Below are 16,270 nucleotides of genomic sequence, written 5' to 3' on the forward strand. Positions count from 1 at the left end.
GCTCGTCCTATTGGCCGCGCCATTGCGGCGCGCGCTTGTTGAGGAAAGCATCGAGCCCTTCGCGAAAGTCCTGGCTCGTGTAGCACATCAGGATGAGGTCTTCGCCCTCGTCCTGCGTCAGCCGGCGCTGCAGACGCGCCACAGCCTGCTTGGTCGCGTTCAGCGTCAGCGGCGCATGGCTCGCGACGAGCCGGGCTACCTCGTCTGCGCGTCGTTCAAGGGCGGCAAGATCGTCGACGACCTCGCCGAGCAGTCCGACGCTTGCAGCCTCCGTCGCGTCGACAAGGCGCGCGGTGAAGATGAGATCCTTGACGCGCGCGGCGCCGATCAGTGCGGTGAGACGGCTGACATTGGACATCGACAGGCAATTGCCGAGCGTCCTGGCGATGGGAAATCCGATTTTTGCGCTTGTCGTGCCGATGCGGAGGTCGCAGGCCGCAGCAACGCCCGCCCCGCCGCCGGTACAGAACCCGTTGATCGCCGCGATCGTCGGCACGCGGCACTGCTCGAGCGTGGTGAGCACGCGATCGATGCGGTTCTCGTAGTCGATGGCGTCCTGCGGCGACTTGAATTCGCGGAACTGATTGATGTCGGTGCCTGACGCGAACGCCTTGTCGCCGGCCCCGCGCAGCACCAGCACCTTGATCGCATGGTCGCGGTTGGCCTCCTCGCAGATCGCGGCGAGCCGCTCGTACATGGCGAAGGTGAAGGCGTTACGGGCCTGCGGGCGGTTGAAGGTGATCCGCCCGATGCCGCCGTCGCGCTCGAACACGAGGTCTTCTGCCTCCACTTGCAGGTCCATTTCCTCATACCTTCTGTTTTTTACATTTTTGAATGCAAAACTTGGGTTTTTCAAGCTGGAACTTGACTATTCGTGCGTATAAGTTCGATTTTGCATTCAAATTGAGCCCAGGACCATGCTTCACGACGAGGTCGTCAACCGCATCCGCGCCATCCTGCTCGACGGCGAAATCCCGCCGGGCGCGCGGATTCCCGAGCGCGAGCTGTGCGAGCGGCTCGAAATCTCGCGCACGCCGCTGCGCGAGGCGCTGAAGGTGCTGGCCGCGGAAGGGCTCGTGCAGCTACTGCCGCATCGCGGCTCGCGCGCGGCAAAGCTGACCGACAAGGACATGCGCGACCTGTTCGAGGTCTGCCAGGGATTGGAGGCCCTCGCCGGCGAGCTCGCCTGCGAGCGCATCAGCGACGCCGAAATCGACGCAATCGCCGCCGCGCATGCGGACATGGTGCAGCATTATCGCGAGCGCGACCTGATCCAGTACTACCGTGGCAACCGCGCCATTCACGAAGCTATCGTGACCGCAGCAGGAAATCCCGTGCTCGCCGGGCTTTACGCCTCGGTGACCGCCCGCATCCGGCGCGCGCGCTATGTCACGCCGATGACGCCGCAGCGCTGGGCCCTCGCCGTGAAGGAGCACGAGGCAATCCTCAACGCGCTTCAGCGCCGTGACGGCGTCGGCCTCTCCCACATCCTGCGGGCGCATCTGCGTCATAAGCGCGAAGAGGTCTTGCAGGCCGGTTTTGCCGAGACGGAAGGAAGTGAGCCCACATTGAGAATTGCGTAACGCGCAATTCCGCGCCTTGTCGCACCGTGCCTTTGCGCGTCGTTTTCGCGATCCGACCACGGTTCTCGCTCCGCGTGCAGCAACGGGCAATTCCACTTGCTAGCTTGTCGTAGCCGGCGCAGCATGCTTTGCGCCGTCCCCGGCCGCGTGGCCGATCGGGCGGCCGCCTACCGCGCGAACGATTGCGCAAAACAAAAAACGAAAGCGGAGAGAAAGAATGACATTCGATGTCTCGCGTCGGTCCCTACTCGCACTCGGCGCCGGTCTTGGTGCTAGCCTTGGCGCCAGCGCCATGCTCGGCAGCAGCGCGATGGCACGGGCGCCCAAGCTCGGCACCCAGACGCCCTACTGGCACCGCTTCATTCTCGGCGATGCCGAGGTGACCGTCGTATCCGATGGACCGCTTCCCCTCGGCGATCCCTCCGGGACCTTCACCGGCGTTCCCAAGGAAGAGGTCAAGAAGATGCTGGCCGACAATTTCCTGTCGCCGGACAATGTCGTGCTCGAACAGAATTCCCCGATCGTCAACACCGGCGACAAGCTCATCCTGTTCGACACCGGGATGGGCTCATCGAAGATGTTCGGCACCAGCACCGGACGGCAGCAGAAAAGCATGACGGAGGCCGGCATCAAGCCGGGGGACATCGATGCCGTGGTGTGCTCGCATGCCCATATCGATCACATCGGCGGCATCGTCGACGAGGGCGGCAAGCCGCTGTTCCCCAACGCGCAAGTCTACATTGCCCAGAGCGATTTCGATTTCTGGACCGACGAAGGCAAGCTCGGCGGCGCGGCCAAGGATTTCGTGGTCCACGCCCGCAAGAACCTGCTGCCGGTCCGGGATCGGATCAAGTTCTTCAAGGACGGCGAGGAATTCCTGCCCGGCGTGCAGGCGATCGCGGCGCCCGGGCACACCGTTGGCCACACCATTTTCATGGTCTCCTCGGCCGGCAAATCGTTCGCCTTCCTCGGCGATCTCTCGCATCATTCGGTGCTGCTGCTGGAGAAGCCACGGATGGAGTTCTCCTACGATTCCGACCCGAAGCAGGCGGCCGAGTCGCGCGTCAAGCTGCTGACGATGCTGGCGGCGAACAAGATCCCGGTGATGTCCTATCACTTCGCCTGGCCAGGCTATGGCCATGTCGCCAAAGCCGGAGATGGTTTCCGCTACTATCCGGAGCCGATGAAGATGACGTTGTAGCCGTCAGTTCAGATCCGGGCGGCGCGAGCCGCCCGGATCTGTGCGGTCCCACGCGGCGAACCTTACAGGCACTCCAGGCGGGCCCGCAGCTGGGCGTCGCTCTCACGGCCCAATGCAAGCAATGCGGAATACGGGTCCCCGGCAATGCCGAGCGCGGCGGCAAACGCGGGCTCGGTCTTCATCCCGCGCGCCCTATGGTCGGCCACGGCTTTGCGCAGACGCCCGTCGTCGAGCGCGAGCAATCTCCGCTCGATTTCGAAGTGCAGCCAGCCTTCCTGCTGATCGACCGGCTTGGGATCGCCGAACAGCTCGAACGGCCAGCCGTCCCACTCGAAGCGGGCGACCACCGGCCGCCGGCTGGAGCACCATTGGTAGAGCGCAAACCCGCCACAGGCGCGGTACCGGCGCCAGATCACTTCGGCGAAAGCCACCGCGTCCAGAACATGGCAGACGACATCGATGTCGCTCAATGGCGTCGCAAGCCCCAAAGGCAGCGTCCCGACCACGCGTGGATCGAACTCCCGCAGCTCGTCGAGCAATCCCGAACTGCCGATCGCACTTTCGTAGTCCATTGATCGCCGCTGCGCCGCGAATGTCAGCAGCCGAGCTGATCGGCGATGCCGCCAAAATCCTTCGCGACGATGTCCCACTTGCCGGTTGCTTCGAAATCGACCTTCTGAAGCGGGCCGTATTCGGTCGGTCGCGCCACGAAGGCGGTCTTCAATCCGTTCTTCTGGGCGGCAGCGAGATCGCCATTGTGGGCCGCGACCATCATCACCTCTTCCGGCTTGAGGCAGAGCAGCTTTGCTGCGCCGAGATAGGTTTCCGGATCGGGCTTGTAGTGCTCGAACAGCTCGGCCGACATGATGAGGTCCCACGGCAGGCCGGCGAACTTCGCCATGTTGGTGAGCAGCGCGACGTTGCCGTTCGAGAGCGGCGAGATCACGAACTTTGATTTCAGCCGCATCAAGCCGGCGACGCTGTCGGGCCAGGGATGCAGGCGGTGCCAGCCTTTGGTGAGGTAGTCGAGATCGGCCTCGGTGAGGCCCCTGATCGCGAATTGATCGACCAGCTGCTCCAGCGAGCGGCGATGCAGATCGTCGAGCATGACGTAGCCGCGCTCGGGATGTTGGCGCACGTCGTCCATCGAGGCCATGTACATGCCGCGCCAGCCGTCGACCAGCGCGGTCCAATCGGCGGTGATGCCGCGCTGCTTGCTCCACCACATGAAGTCGGTAATCAGGCTGGTGCGCCAGTCCACGACTGTGCCGAACACGTCGAAGACGAGGGCTTTGACGGCGGAGAGATTGGATGGTGTGGTCATGCTTCGCTCCGCTGATTTTGTTTTGGCCCGGCTAGCCGGCCGAGATCGAGGGCTTTAAAGCATGATCCGTTCCATGCAACAATAGCGCTAGTTCGGCGCATCAAGCACGTGAGGGACGAGTTTGGTCGCCTACCTCAACTCGTCGGGGTGAAACGCACCGGCCATGACAACCGTCTCTGTCGCATACATATTGCTCGAGGATGCCCGCCTCCCGGACGAGGAGGCTTTGATCCAGTTCTTACGCGTTCGTCATGCCGACATACGCTGGAACCGTAGCACCTTCGCACCGAGCGACGGTGCTGACGGTCCCCTGTTCATCCGCGCAGGAGATCATCTCATGACGATCCTCCTGATGCCTGCGCCGATACCTTTCGATCAGCAATTGTGGGAGCGGGCTTCCTGGCTGTGGCCGGAAGCTTTCCACGCCGCTCGACGCCATCGTGCGCACCTCGTGGTCGCGCCGATGGGCTCTGCCGAAGGCAATACGGAAACGAAAGCGCTGGATTTTGCCGAGAATACGTACCTCACGACCGCCTTTGTGGGTGCCGTGGTTGCGGCACTGCCTAATGTTGTCGCCGTCATCTGGGACGGAAAAATCGGCCGTTCCCCCGAGATGTGGCTGGAGCAGTCAAGCCGCGCGTTCGAGGCGTATCCAGATCAGCCGTTCGGATTGTGGATGGACATCGTCCCCTTCCGTTCCGGCAAGACCCTGGGAGCTTATACGCTCGGATTGTCCGCGTTCGCTGGACGAGAGATCGAGTTTGAGGTGGACGGGCTTGACGAACGCACCGTCACCGGCCGGGTTGCCCAGCTCTCGGCATTTCTCATCGATGCCGACCCCGACGCGAGCTTCAAGAACGGTGAGGTGTTCAAACCGGACTCCGAGATCGACCATCGCGTTGCTGTGCTCCATCGCAAGTCGCGCTTCAACCTTGGGCCGGTCATCTCCTTCTCATCTCTTGATGATCGATCGGGGAGAATCAGGACCTATCCGATCATTCCTCCTTCCATCGCCGGAAATCATCCTCTGCTGATCATGCTGGCAAAGGTTGGGCATTTCGATCCGGCGCATCCAAGAAACAAAATCGGTCTCAAGCCTGATCACTACGTCTCCGAAGTACGCCTGGAGAGCTTCGATGAAGGCCTCGCGCAGGCGCTGTCCCGTATGATTGCAACTGACACCTATGCCGAGGCCGACATAAACGCGCGCAGCGCGCTCGCGCGCGGAGACATGGCGACCGCGAAGTCCATTCTTCAGCCCTGGGCCGATGAGGTTGGGCAGCTCCAGGGGGCCGTCATGCTGGCTCTGATGTTGCGCGACCTGCACATGTTCGCCCCGGCACCGCATCGCAGCCCATAGCAGACAGACGACGGATCCGTCTGCGACCAAAGCGCCGAGCAATCGCGCGCGGATGACCGCGGCCTCAATCCAGATGGAACTTTGCCAGCTCGCGATGCTCGGCCTTGATGTAGCGCACGGTGCCGGTGACGGAGCGCATCACCACCGTCTCGGTCTCGATCACACCGTCCTTGCGGAACTTGACGCCTGAGAGCAGCGAGCCCGTGGTGACGCCGGTGGCGGCGAACAGGCAGTCGCCGCGTGCCATGTCCTCGATGCCGTAGATCATCTTGGGATCGTTGACGCCCATCTTGGCGGCGCGCTCGCGCTTCTCCTCGGAATCGAGGATGAGGCGGCACTGCATCTGGCCGCCGATGCAGCGCAGCGCCACGGCGGCGAGCACGCCTTCCGGTGCACCGCCGGTGCCGAGATACATGTCGACGCCGGTGTTGTCGGGGTCGGCGCAATGGATGACGCCGGCAACGTCGCCGTCGGTGATCAGGCGTACGGCCGCACCGGTCGAGCGCACGCTCGAAATGATGTCGGCATGGCGCGGACGGTCGAGCACGAGAACGGTGATGCCCTCGGGCTTCACGCCCTTGGCCTTGGCGAGGCGGCGGACATTGTCGGCCGGCGAGGCATCGAGATCGACGACGCCCTTGTCGTAGCCGGGGCCGATCGCGAGCTTCTGCATGTAGACGTCGGGGGCGTGCAGCAGCGTGCCGCCGTCAGCCATCGCCATGGTGGCGATCGAGCCCGGCATGTTCTTGGCGCACAGCGTGGTGCCTTCGAGCGGGTCGACCGCGATATCGACCTCGGGACCTGCCTTGAGGCCGACCTGCTCGCCGATATAAAGCATCGGCGCCTCGTCGCGTTCGCCCTCGCCGATCACGATGGTGCCCTGGATCGGCAGCTTGTTGAGCTCGCGCCTCATGGCGTCGACGGCGGCCTGGTCGGCCGCCTTCTCGTTGCCGTGGCCGCGCAACCGCGCCGACGACACCGCCGCCCGCTCCGTCACCCGCACGATCTCCAGCGTGAGAATGCGCTCGAGCAAGGCGTGCGGGGGGACTTCAATATGGGTCGACATCGGCTTACTCCTTCGAAACGTTTGGGACGGAAATCTCCGTCCACATCAACTCACAACGCCCGGTGTTCGTTCGAACGAACGACCGCCTTATGGCTTGAGCATGACCTTTCCGGAAAACCGCTCAGACTTTTCCGAGGTCATGCTCTAGTTCTTCTCGATCCGGATCACCTGCGGCCGTCCGCTGATCACCTTGTCCTTCTGCACGGCGGCGAGCGCACGGCGCACGGCATCCTCGTGCGTGGCATAGGTGATCAGGATGACGGGCACCGGAACAGCCTTGCCGTCAGTGGGCGCAGCGCCGCCATTGGGATGACGCTGCACGATCGACTCGATCGAGATCTTCTGCTCGGCAAGCCGCGTCGCGATCGCGGCCGCAGTGCCGGGGAAATCGCGTGCGAGCAGGCGGATGTAATAGCCGCCCTCGTGACGCTCCATCGGCGCCTTCTTGGTGTCGCGCAGCTGCCCGATGGGCCGGCCGAACGGATTGGCGCGGATGCCGCGCGCGACGTCGGCGATGTCGGCGACGACGGCGGATGCGGTCGCGGCACCGCCCGCGCCGGGGCCGACCAGCGTGATCGGCGGAATGCCTTCGCCATCGATCGTGACCGCATTGGTGACGCCCATCACCTGCGCGATCGAGGAGGATTTCGGCACCATGGTCGGGTGCACGCGCTGCTCGATGCCCTTGGCGGTGCGAACGGCAACACCGAGCAGTTTGAGCCGATAACCGAGATCGTCGGCGGCGCGAAGATCTTCCGGCGCGATGGATGAGATGCCTTCGACATACACCGCACTTTGAGCAACTTTCGTGCCGAAAGCGAGGCTGGCGAGAATGGCGAGCTTCTGCGCGGTGTCGTGGCCGTCGACGTCGAAGGACGGATTGGCCTCGGCATAGCCGAGCCGCTGGGCATCCTTGAGGCATTCGGCGAAGGACAGGCCCTCCTGCTCCATCCGGGTCAGGATGTAATTGCAGGTGCCGTTGAGGATGCCGTAGACGCGGTTGACGCCGGTTCCGGCAAGCCCTTCGCGCAACGTCTTGATGACGGGGATCGCGGCGCCGACCGCTGCCTCGAAATTCAGCGCACCGCCGTGCTTTTCAGCCGCCTTGGCCAGCTTGAGGCCGTGCTTGGCGAGCAGCGCTTTGTTGGCTGTGACGACCGACTTGCCGGCACCGAGCGCAGCGTCCACCGCCGACAGCGCGGGATCGCCGGCGCCGCCCATCAGCTCGACGAAGCAATCGACCTCCGGATGCGTGGCGAGCGCGATCGGGTCCTTCGCCCAATCGAAGCCGCGCAGGTCGATGCCGCGTTTCTTCGCCTTCGAACGCGCTGTGACCGCAACCACGCGGATGCCCCGGCCGCTGCGCCCTGCGAGCACGCGCGCCTGTGTTTCGATCAAGCGGATAACCTCGGCACCCACGGTGCCGAGCCCCGCTATGCCCACTTTCAGCGGTGCGACCATGATACTTCAGAAAACCTGCAGAAGAGAATTACCGCCGATTGGCGAGAGGAACCACGTTGTGCAACGTTTCGATGCCGCTTTCAAGGAAGCGGCGGACGCCGCGCGCGGCCTGCCTGATCCGTTGCTCGTTTTCCACCATGGCGATGCGGACATATCCTTCACCATGCTCGCCGAAGCCGACGCCGGGCGAGACCGCGACGCCGGATTTCTCCACCAACAGGGTCGCGAACTGCATGCTGCCGACGCTGCGGAAGGCTTCCGGCAGCGGCACCCAGGCGAACATCGAGGCCTCCGGCGCCGGGATTTCCCACCCCGCCCGGCCGAACGATTCCACCAGCGCGTCGCGGCGCTTGCGGTAGGTGTCGCGCATCTCCTTGATGCAATCGTCGGGGCCGTTCAGCGCGGCGGTCGCCGCGACCTGCACCGGCGTGAACGCGCCGTAATCGAGATAGGATTTGACGCGGGCGAGCGCGGCGATCACGCGCTCATTGCCGACTGCAAAGCCCATGCGCCAGCCGGCCATCGAATAGGTCTTCGACATCGAGGTGAACTCGACGGTGCAGTCCATCGCGCCCGGCACCTCCAGCACCGAGGGCGGCGGGTTGCTCTCGTCGAAATAGACCTCGGCATAAGCGAGATCGGACAGGATCAGGATCTCGTGCTTCTTCGCGAAGGCGACGAGGTCCTTGTAGAAGTCGAGGCTCGCGACATAGGCGGTCGGGTTCGAGGGATAGCAGACGACGAGCGCGAGCGGCTTGGGGATCGAATGCACGATCGCCCGCTCCGCCGCCTCGAAGAATTGCGGCGTCGGCTCCGAAGGCACCGAGCGGATGACGCCGCCCGCCATCAAGAAACCGAAGGCGTGAATCGGGTAGCTCGGGTTCGGACAGAGGATGACGTCGCCCGGCGCGGTGATCGCCTGCGCCACATTGGCGAAACCTTCCTTCGAACCCAGCGTCGCCACGACCTGGGTGTCGGGGTTCAGCTTCACGCCGAAGCGGCGGGCGTAATAGGCCGCCTGGGCCCGGCGCAGCCCGGGGATGCCGCGCGAGGCCGAGTAGCGGTCGGTGCGCGGCTTGCCGAGCGTCTCCTTCAGCTTGTCCAGCACATGCGCCGGCGCCGGCAGGTCCGGATTGCCCATGCCGAGGTCGATGATGTCGGCGCCGGCATTGCGCGCAGCCGCCTTGGCCCGGTTGACCTGCTCGAACACGTAAGGCGGAAGGCGGCGAATGCGGTAAAATTCTTCCATGGCTCTCTGGGCTCCGGGCAACCGGTCAGGACAGAATCGACAGGCCGCGAGGGCCGGCACGAAAGCACTCAGGCTCCATCGCGAAAATTACTCAAAATCAAATACTTAGAGCAATCGTCGGCAACGAAGATTGAAGTCGTTCGCCCTGACTCCAGGCTGAACCGAGGTCTTTTAGCACGGCAAAGCGGAGGCGCCAGCGATTACCTTGCCGGTCTCGCGGCCACGGGCCTATTTGGCGTCCTTGGCGGCAGCGGCCTGGCGATCGCGCGCGGCGGCGAGCTCGGCCTCGATCTTGGCGCGCTGCTCCAGCGGGATGATCGCCTGATCGCGATCCGGGGGCAGATCGTGCACGGGCAGATAGCTCCCGGGCTCCCTGGTACGCGGCGGCGCATCCGCGGGCGCCAGATCCGCGAGTTGACTCGAACACCCGCCCAGGGCGAGCGCCGCCATCAGCACCGCGCCGCAGATCGGCAGCGTCTTTTGCAGGTCCCATAACGCCAACACTTGGGAAATCCCCTACTCGTCCCAAAGCACGGCCCGGGCAAGCTTACCCAAGACCGTGCCCAAGCTCAAACCATTGCTGCCCAAAATGGTTAGAGCAAGAAAACAGCCGATGCCCAACAAACCGAGCCGTGCGGCCCGATTGTGACGGAACCAAGAAGATTTGTCGCAGTGCAACACATCTTCGAGAGCGTTTAACGTCAAACCTGCGAGCTTCGCGGTGACGAATACGGAATGAATCGTTACTGTTCTGCCCATGAGTATGGCCACGACCGATACGCCGAAACCCGAGACGAAGTTCGACGCCGAAGCCTTTGCGATGAACGTCGCGCGGGCGATGGAGAGCGGCGGCAAGGCGCTCGCCGCCTATCTCAAGCCGCGCGAGAGCGGCGAGGTGCAGGACCGCCCGCCGGCCGAGCTTGCCGAGGTCGTCAAGACGTTCACGTCGGTCGCCGAATATTGGCTGTCGGACACGTCCCGCTCGTCCGATCTCCAGACCAAGCTTGCCAAGGACTATCTCGACCTGTGGGGCTCGGCGGTGCGTCGCATGGCCGGTCAGGACGCCGAGCCCGCGATCGCCCCCTCGCCCCGCGACAAGCGCTTTGCCGATCCGGAATGGAAGTCGAACCAGTTCTTCGACTTCGTCATGCAGCTCTATCTGCTCACGACCAAATGGGCGCAGGAGCTGGTGCGCGACGCCGAAGGGCTCGATCCGCACACGCGCCGCAAGGCCGAGTTCTACGTCCAGCAGGTCACCAACGCGCTCTCGCCGTCGAACTTCGTGCTGACCAACCCCGAAGTGCTGCGCGAGACGGTGGCGTCCAGCGGCGAGAACCTCGCGCGCGGCCTGAAGATGCTGGCCGAGGACATCGCCGCCGGCAAGGGCATGCTGAAGATCCGCCAGTCCAATCCGGACAATCTCGTCGTCGGCGTCAACATGGCGACGACGCCGGGCAAGGTGATCTACCAGAACGAGATGATGCAGCTGATCCAGTATTCGCCGACGACGGAGAAGGTGCTGCGCACCCCGCTCCTGATCGTGCCGCCCTGGATCAACAAGTTCTACATCCTCGATCTGAAGCCGGAGAAATCCTACATCAAGTGGTGCGTCGACCAGGGCATCACCGTCTTCGTGATCTCATGGGTCAATCCCGACAAGCGGCTCGGCAACAAGGGCTGGGAAGACTACATGAAGGAAGGCCCGCTCACGGCGATGGACGTGATCGAGAAGATCACCGGCGAGATGAAGGTGCACACCGCCGGCTATTGCGTCGGCGGCACGATGCTCGCGACCACGCTGGCCTGGCTCGCCGAGAAGCGCCGCCAGCGCGTGTCGTCCGCGACGTTCTTCGCGGCCCAGGTCGACTTCACTCATGCCGGCGATCTGCTCGTGTTCGTCGACGAGGAGCAGATCGCCGCGATCGAGCAGGACATGAAGACTGCCGGCGTGCTCGAAGGCTCGAAGATGGCCATGGCCTTCAACATGCTGCGCTCCAACGACCTGATCTGGTCCTACGTGGTCAGCAACTATCTGAAAGGCCAGCAGCCGAGCGCGTTCGACCTGTTGCATTGGAACTCCGATGCGACACGGATGACCCAGGCCAACCATTCCTATTACCTGCGCAATTGCTACCTGGAGAACCGGCTCTCCACCGGCACGATGGCGCTCGACAACACCCTGCTCGATCTCTCCAAGGTGAAGGTGCCGGTCTACAATCTCGCCACCCGCGAGGACCACATCGCGCCCGCAGAATCGGTGCTCTACGGCTCGCAGTTCTTCGGCGGCCCCGTGAAATACGTGCTGTCCGGCTCGGGCCACATCGCGGGCGTGGTCAATCCGCCTGCCGCGAACAAGTACCAGTATTGGACCAACGACAACATCAAGAACGTCAGCGTCGCGCAGTGGATGAAGGGCGCCACCGAGCACAAGGGCTCGTGGTGGCCGGACTGGCGGGAGTGGCTGGGCGAGCTCGACCCCGAGGAAGTCCCGGCGCGCGCGGTCGGCAGCGACGCATTCCCGCCGATCGAGGACGCGCCCGGCAGCTATGTCAGAGTTCGCGCGTAGCGGAATGCGGCGCGCTTTCGTATAGACTAATTGTTTGAGCATGATCTTTTCGGAAAACCGCTACTCACTTTTCCGGATCATGCTCTATCCTCAATCCAGCGACGACACAGGGACCGGCACTATGACACGCGAATTGTTCTGGCTGACACTGACGGTGATCCTGACGGGAGTTCTGTGGGTTCCCTACATCATCAACCGCTGCCAGGTTCGCGGGCTGAGCGGCGCCATGGCCAACCCCTCGCGCGGCGACAAGCCCCAGGCGGAGTGGGCCAACCGGCTGATGTTCGCCCATGACAACGCGGTCGAGAACCTCGTCATCTTCGCCCCGCTGGTGCTGATCCTGAACGCGATCGACTATTCCACGAAATGGACGGTGCTCGCCTGCGCCGTCTATTTCTGGTCGCGCATCGCGCACATCATCGTCTATGCGCTCGGAATTCCGGTGTTCCGCACCCTCGCCTTCACCGTCGGCTTCTTCGCCCAGGCCGTGCTGGTGCTGGCGATCTTCAGGGTGGTTTGAAGCACTTTCCACGTCATTGCGAGGAGCCCTTGCGACGAAGCAATCCAGACTATTTCCGCGGTGGAAGCTCTGGATTGCTTCGCTTCGCTCGCAATGACGGAGGATAGAGGCCTGCCTCACTCCTCCGGCAGGCCGAGCATCAGCCGCATGTTCTGCACGGCTGCGCCGGATGCCCCCTTGCCGAGATTGTCGAGCCGGGCGACCAATAGCGCCTGGTGATATTTGTCGCTGGCGAAGACGTAGAGCTCGAGCATGTTGGTCTCGTTGAGCGCCTCCGGCTCGAGCCGGCCGCCCTTGCTCGCCTCGTTTTGCAGCGGCATCACCTTCACGTATTTCGAGCCGGCGTAACGTTTTGCCATCGCCGCCTGCAGGTCGGCGCCGCCGGGCTTGCCCGGCAGCGTGTCGAGCTGGAGCGGCACCGAGACCAGCATGCCCTGCCGGTAGTTGCCGACCGAGGGAATGAAGATCGGCCGCCGCGTCAGGTTCGAATAGAGCTGCATCTCCGGCAGATGCTTGTGCTCGAAGCCGAGGCCGTAGAGCTCGAAGGACGGGGCGCTGCCATCCTCGAAGCTTGCGATCATCGACTTGCCACCGCCGGAATAGCCGCTCACCGCGTTGACGGTGACGGGATAATCAGGCGGCAGCAGGCCGGCATCGACGATCGGCCGCAGCAGCGCGATCGCGCCGGTCGGATAGCAGCCGGGATTGGAGACCTTCTTCGCGGCCTTGATCTTGCCGGCCTGGTCCGGCGTCAGCTCCGCAAAGCCGTAAGCCCAGTCCGGCGCGACCCGGTAGGCGGTCGAGGCATCCAGCACCTTCGGCGCGTGAGCCCCCATGCCGTCGACCAGGGCAACGGTTTCCTTGGCGGCATCGTCGGGAAGGCAGAGGATGACGAGATCCACCTCCTCCATCAGCGCCTTCTTGGCCGCGGGATCCTTGCGCTTGTCGTCGGCAATGGTCTTCACCGCGACGTCGCTTTGGAGCTTCAGCCGCTCATTGATGCCGAGGCCGGTGGTACCGGAACCGCCATCGACGAAGACGGTGGCCGGCTTCTTTGCCGCGCTGGTGGCCGGAGCTTTGGTGGTGTCAGCGAGGCTCATGATGCGCTCCCTTCGAGCATGTTCGTGTCGTCTGCGAAAACCTGCGGCCTTGCCTGCCGCATCAATTGTGAGATCCGCTTGGCATCGGCATCGCCGCCGTCAAGCGCATTCGCGATCGCTGCATAATCGGCCTCCGACTTGTGCTGGTTCAGCTTGAAGCTGCCTTCGACCTCCTCAACGGTCATGACCAGCCCAACGATCCCTTTTTTCATCGTCTCCAGCCGACCCGCCGTCATCTTGGCCGACGTCCACGGCTTTTTCGGCAGCAGCCAGCTCTCGAACTTGGCGCTGAGCACCTCGAGCTGCAGCGCCAGCTCGTCATCCGACAACAGCCGAACCGGCCCGCTCAGATGCACCGACTGGTAGAGCCAGGTCGGAACCTGATCCGGCGAGACGTACCAGTCCGGCGATACATAGGCATCCGGGCCGTTGACCGCGAGCAGCCACGACGCCTCGCCGCCCGCCAGCTTTAGCAGCGGATTGTGACGGGCGAGATGAAAGGCAGCCTGCGGCGTGCCATCTGCGGCATAGGTCAAATAGAACGGCAACGGCGAGGCGATCGGCCGCTTGCCATCGAAGGCGCACATCGTGCCGAAGCCGCGCTCCTCGGCGAATTTCAGGCTCGCGGCGCGGTCCTGCTTGAAAAAGGGTGGCGTGTACATCGTGGTCTCCTGCTGGGCCTCCTCGGGGGACCGCCGGATCAGATCGCGCTGACAGGAGAGAGGATGCCGCGGATCGGGTCCAGCGGCAAAGACGATGATCTCAAACGCGATCGACCGCCCAAACCGCTAAGCTGCGGCGGCGGCGACGGGCGAACAGAATGGTCGCGGCGTTGATCATGGCGCGCGGCTATAATGCCCGCTGGTTCCATGGTCAAGAGCAAATCGGTTCAGTGGGACGGCAGGATGCCGCACGCGCGACGGCAGGACGCGCACAGATGTCATCGGCCCGCCGTGGAATTTCCACTAGAAGTAGGGGTTTTCGAGAACGACCGGCGGGACACAACCTCTTCGCCGGCCCCGAGCCGTTCGCACCCAGCCTCAGGACATCACCATGACCGAGATTACTCGTCGCGCAACGCTAGCCGGCGCCGCCGCATCGGCGCTCCTGCCTTTCGTGAAGATTTCGCCCGCGGGCGCCGCCGCGCCGCTGGCCGAGAAGCAGAATGCGAGCTTCTATCGCTACAATGTCGGCACCCACCAGGTCACGGTGGTCTGCGATGGCGTTGCGACCGTCAATCTGACCGACAATTACGCCGCCGGCGCCAGCAAGGATGACATCAACAAAGTGTTCGCCGAGCACCACCTGCCAGCCGACAAGGTCACCCACACCTTCAACCCGGTCGTGGTCAACACCGGACCGAAGCTCGTCGTCATCGATACCGGGCTCGGTCCCGACCAGTTCACGCAGTCGAAGGGCAAGGTCGGCCAATTCCAGAACAATCTCGCCGCCGCCGGTATCGATCGCGCGGCGGTCGATACTGTCATCATCTCCCATTTCCATGGCGACCACATCAACGGCCTGCTGGCGGCCGAGAACAAGCCCGCCTTCCCCAATGCCGAGATCATGGTTCCGGCGGTGGAATGGAAGTTTTGGATGGATGACGGCGAGATGAGCAAGGGGATGGGCAATCCGATCCTCGAGAACAATTTCAAGAACATCCGCCGCGTGTTCGATGCCCTGGGCCGCAAGGTCACGCAATATGAGGCCGGCAAGGAAGTCGCGCCCGGGATCACCTCGGTGGCGAGCCCCGGCCACACGCCGGGCCACAATTCCTTCATCGTCGCCTCCGGCGCCGAGAAGGTGCTGGTGCAGGTGGATATCACCGCGGGCGCAGCGTTCCTGTTCGTGAAGCATCCCGAATGGAACATCGCATCCGACGTCGACAAACCGCTGGCCCAGCAGACGCGCCGCAAGCTCTACGACATGGCGATTGCCGAGAAGATGCCGATCCAGGCCTTCCACGCCGCCTTCCCCGGTCTCGTCCGGGTCGAGAAGGACGGCTCCGGATATCGCTGGATCCCCGCGATCTGGAACGCATCGCTGTAGGCTTGCTTAGAAGGCTTGGCCTGACGCCCTGACCGGGCGGCCCCGTTGCCCGGTCAGATCACCCGCCAGATCCATTCCATGATCTTGGCGAGCACGTCGCCGAACAGCAGGAGCACGGCCGACCAGATCAGGGCCGAGACGAAATTGGCCGCCTGGAAGGTCCAATAGGGCATCTCGAAGATGCCGGCCGCGAGCGGCACCGAGGCGCGCAGGGGTCCGAAGAAGCGCCCGATGAAAATGCTGGGGACGCCCCAGCTGCGCACGAAAGCCTCGCCTCTGGGGAGCAGTCCCGGATAGCGCGAGAGCGGCCACATCTCGGCGACCTTCTCCTTGTAGCGGTAGCCGAACCAGTAGGAGACCCAGTCACCCAGCGCCGCGCCGAGGGCGCCGGCAATCCAGACCGGAAAAAAGTTGATGCCGCTGACCCCGATCAGCGCACCGATTGCCACCAGCGCGCCCCAGGCCGGGACCAGCAGCGAGATGAAGGCGAGCGACTCTCCGAAGGCCAGCACGAACACGATTGGCGCTGCCCAAGCCTGGTGAACGCGCACGAAGTCAGTGAGGGCGTGCGCAAACTGCTCCATCCAAAATAGCCTTCCCGCCCCGTCTCAAGGTGCTGCTCGATGAAAAGGACTGGTAAGCCAAGGACTTGTGTGACATCAAGTCACAAAACCCAGACATCACCAAGCCGGCACGTCAAATTGCCGGGAAATGGCGAGGCTGCGGCGTAAAATCGCCCGGATTCGCTCCCAACCCACAGCGCCCAGTCCGCCCTACGGTAACCTTTCCAA

17 protein-coding genes are annotated in these 16,270 nt (G+C 63.7%); 6 read left to right on the forward strand and 11 right to left on the reverse strand.

Annotated elements, in window-relative coordinates:
- Positions 1-7: 7 nt before the first annotated feature.
- Positions 8-802, reverse strand: coding sequence for an enoyl-CoA hydratase/isomerase family protein (locus tag I6F24_RS08545; protein WP_225149565.1), 795 nt, complete (start codon positions 800-802; stop codon positions 8-10).
- A 115-nt stretch (positions 803-917) separates the two neighbouring features.
- Here I6F24_RS08545 and I6F24_RS08550 point away from each other — a divergent pair, with 115 nt between their 5' ends.
- Together I6F24_RS08550 and I6F24_RS08555 are read left to right on the forward strand one after the other, a co-directional pair.
- Positions 918-1,583, forward strand: coding sequence for a GntR family transcriptional regulator (locus tag I6F24_RS08550; RefSeq protein ID WP_225149564.1), 666 nt, complete (start codon positions 918-920; stop codon positions 1,581-1,583).
- A 217-nt stretch (positions 1,584-1,800) separates the two neighbouring features.
- The gene (locus I6F24_RS08555; RefSeq protein ID WP_225149563.1) at positions 1,801-2,784 is read left to right on the forward strand and encodes an MBL fold metallo-hydrolase; all 984 of its coding nucleotides are present in this window, start codon (positions 1,801-1,803) and stop codon (positions 2,782-2,784) included.
- 62 nt (positions 2,785-2,846) lie between these two features.
- On the opposite strand, the gene I6F24_RS08560 is transcribed toward I6F24_RS08555, so the two are convergent.
- Positions 2,847-3,356 carry a DUF4269 domain-containing protein gene (locus I6F24_RS08560; protein WP_036022945.1) on the reverse strand — a complete coding sequence of 170 codons (510 nt, stop codon included), beginning with the start codon at positions 3,354-3,356 and terminating at the stop codon, positions 2,847-2,849.
- 23 nt (positions 3,357-3,379) lie between these two features.
- Positions 3,380-4,108 (reverse strand): haloacid dehalogenase type II, encoded by a 729-nt coding sequence (locus I6F24_RS08565; RefSeq protein WP_036022944.1) that lies wholly within the window; start codon positions 4,106-4,108, stop codon positions 3,380-3,382.
- 337 nt (positions 4,109-4,445) lie between these two features.
- On the opposite strand from I6F24_RS08565, the gene I6F24_RS08570 reads away from it, so the two are divergent.
- Positions 4,446-5,468, forward strand: coding sequence for a hypothetical protein (locus I6F24_RS08570; protein ID WP_225149562.1), 1,023 nt, complete (start codon positions 4,446-4,448; stop codon positions 5,466-5,468).
- 64 nt (positions 5,469-5,532) lie between these two features.
- Here the strand turns inward: I6F24_RS08570 and glpX are convergent, their stop codons facing one another.
- The 5 genes from glpX to I6F24_RS08595 all read right to left on the reverse strand — a co-directional run bounded on the left by glpX (position 5,533) and on the right by I6F24_RS08595 (position 10,015).
- Positions 5,533-6,534 carry a class II fructose-bisphosphatase gene (gene glpX, locus I6F24_RS08575; protein ID WP_036022942.1) on the reverse strand — a complete coding sequence of 334 codons (1,002 nt, stop codon included), beginning with the start codon at positions 6,532-6,534 and terminating at the stop codon, positions 5,533-5,535.
- 144 nt (positions 6,535-6,678) lie between these two features.
- Complete coding sequence (locus tag I6F24_RS08580; RefSeq protein WP_036022941.1) at positions 6,679-7,995, reverse strand: homoserine dehydrogenase; 1,317 nt, start codon at positions 7,993-7,995, stop codon at positions 6,679-6,681.
- A 28-nt stretch (positions 7,996-8,023) separates the two neighbouring features.
- Positions 8,024-9,244: an LL-diaminopimelate aminotransferase gene (locus I6F24_RS08585; protein WP_035999902.1), complete on the reverse strand. Its 1,221-nt coding sequence runs from the start codon at positions 9,242-9,244 to the stop codon at positions 8,024-8,026.
- Positions 9,245-9,472: 228 nt separating this feature from the next.
- Positions 9,473-9,748 (reverse strand): hypothetical protein, encoded by a 276-nt coding sequence (locus I6F24_RS08590; protein WP_036022940.1) that lies wholly within the window; start codon positions 9,746-9,748, stop codon positions 9,473-9,475.
- Between the two features lie 12 nt (positions 9,749-9,760).
- Complete coding sequence (locus tag I6F24_RS08595) at positions 9,761-10,015, reverse strand: hypothetical protein (protein ID WP_085972048.1); 255 nt, start codon at positions 10,013-10,015, stop codon at positions 9,761-9,763.
- On the opposite strand from I6F24_RS08595, the gene phaC reads away from it, so the two are divergent.
- Complete coding sequence (gene phaC, locus I6F24_RS08600; protein WP_036022939.1) at positions 10,002-11,810, forward strand: class I poly(R)-hydroxyalkanoic acid synthase; 1,809 nt, start codon at positions 10,002-10,004, stop codon at positions 11,808-11,810. The genes I6F24_RS08595 and phaC overlap by 14 nt on opposite strands.
- A gap of 121 nt (positions 11,811-11,931) precedes the next feature.
- Entirely contained in the window at positions 11,932-12,330 is a 399-nt protein-coding gene (locus I6F24_RS08605; protein ID WP_035999918.1) for an MAPEG family protein, read from the forward strand.
- 116 nt (positions 12,331-12,446) lie between these two features.
- Here the strand turns inward: I6F24_RS08605 and argC are convergent, their stop codons facing one another.
- Together argC and I6F24_RS08615 are read right to left on the reverse strand one after the other, a co-directional pair.
- The gene (argC, locus tag I6F24_RS08610) at positions 12,447-13,430 is read right to left on the reverse strand and encodes an N-acetyl-gamma-glutamyl-phosphate reductase (RefSeq protein WP_036022938.1); all 984 of its coding nucleotides are present in this window, start codon (positions 13,428-13,430) and stop codon (positions 12,447-12,449) included.
- Positions 13,427-14,092 (reverse strand): FMN-binding negative transcriptional regulator, encoded by a 666-nt coding sequence (locus I6F24_RS08615; protein WP_036022937.1) that lies wholly within the window; start codon positions 14,090-14,092, stop codon positions 13,427-13,429. The genes argC and I6F24_RS08615 overlap by 4 nt, the downstream gene beginning before the upstream one ends.
- A 391-nt stretch (positions 14,093-14,483) precedes the next feature.
- Between I6F24_RS08615 and I6F24_RS08620 the strand changes: the two genes are divergently transcribed.
- Positions 14,484-15,479 (forward strand): MBL fold metallo-hydrolase, encoded by a 996-nt coding sequence (locus I6F24_RS08620; protein ID WP_035999929.1) that lies wholly within the window; start codon positions 14,484-14,486, stop codon positions 15,477-15,479.
- A 53-nt stretch (positions 15,480-15,532) separates the two neighbouring features.
- Here the strand turns inward: I6F24_RS08620 and I6F24_RS08625 are convergent, their stop codons facing one another.
- Positions 15,533-16,063, reverse strand: coding sequence for a DedA family protein (locus I6F24_RS08625; protein ID WP_035999932.1), 531 nt, complete (start codon positions 16,061-16,063; stop codon positions 15,533-15,535).
- Positions 16,064-16,270: the final 207 nt, after the last annotated feature.

Origin of the sequence: Bradyrhizobium sp. BRP23 (assembly GCF_020194135.1) — a bacterium.
Lineage (GTDB): Bacteria > Pseudomonadota > Alphaproteobacteria > Rhizobiales > Xanthobacteraceae > Bradyrhizobium > Bradyrhizobium yuanmingense.

Excerpts from the sequence above, each read along its gene's own strand:
- I6F24_RS08545 (WP_225149565.1), bottom strand. The coding sequence starts at position 802 with ATGGACCTGCAAGTGGAGGCAGAAGACCTCGTGTTCGAGCGCGACGGC.
- I6F24_RS08550 (WP_225149564.1), top strand. The coding sequence starts at position 918 with ATGCTTCACGACGAGGTCGTCAACCGCATCCGCGCCATCCTGCTCGAC.
- I6F24_RS08555 (WP_225149563.1), top strand. The coding sequence starts at position 1,801 with ATGACATTCGATGTCTCGCGTCGGTCCCTACTCGCACTCGGCGCCGGT.
- I6F24_RS08560 (WP_036022945.1), bottom strand. The coding sequence starts at position 3,356 with ATGGACTACGAAAGTGCGATCGGCAGTTCGGGATTGCTCGACGAGCTG.
- I6F24_RS08565 (WP_036022944.1), bottom strand. The coding sequence starts at position 4,108 with ATGACCACACCATCCAATCTCTCCGCCGTCAAAGCCCTCGTCTTCGAC.
- I6F24_RS08570 (WP_225149562.1), top strand. The coding sequence starts at position 4,446 with ATGACGATCCTCCTGATGCCTGCGCCGATACCTTTCGATCAGCAATTG.
- glpX (WP_036022942.1), bottom strand. The coding sequence starts at position 6,534 with ATGTCGACCCATATTGAAGTCCCCCCGCACGCCTTGCTCGAGCGCATT.
- I6F24_RS08580 (WP_036022941.1), bottom strand. The coding sequence starts at position 7,995 with ATGGTCGCACCGCTGAAAGTGGGCATAGCGGGGCTCGGCACCGTGGGT.
- I6F24_RS08585 (WP_035999902.1), bottom strand. The coding sequence starts at position 9,244 with ATGGAAGAATTTTACCGCATTCGCCGCCTTCCGCCTTACGTGTTCGAG.
- phaC (WP_036022939.1), top strand. The coding sequence starts at position 10,002 with ATGAGTATGGCCACGACCGATACGCCGAAACCCGAGACGAAGTTCGAC.
- I6F24_RS08605 (WP_035999918.1), top strand. The coding sequence starts at position 11,932 with ATGACACGCGAATTGTTCTGGCTGACACTGACGGTGATCCTGACGGGA.
- argC (WP_036022938.1), bottom strand. The coding sequence starts at position 13,430 with ATGAGCCTCGCTGACACCACCAAAGCTCCGGCCACCAGCGCGGCAAAG.
- I6F24_RS08615 (WP_036022937.1), bottom strand. The coding sequence starts at position 14,092 with ATGTACACGCCACCCTTTTTCAAGCAGGACCGCGCCGCGAGCCTGAAA.
- I6F24_RS08620 (WP_035999929.1), top strand. The coding sequence starts at position 14,484 with ATGACCGAGATTACTCGTCGCGCAACGCTAGCCGGCGCCGCCGCATCG.
- I6F24_RS08625 (WP_035999932.1), bottom strand. The coding sequence starts at position 16,063 with ATGGAGCAGTTTGCGCACGCCCTCACTGACTTCGTGCGCGTTCACCAG.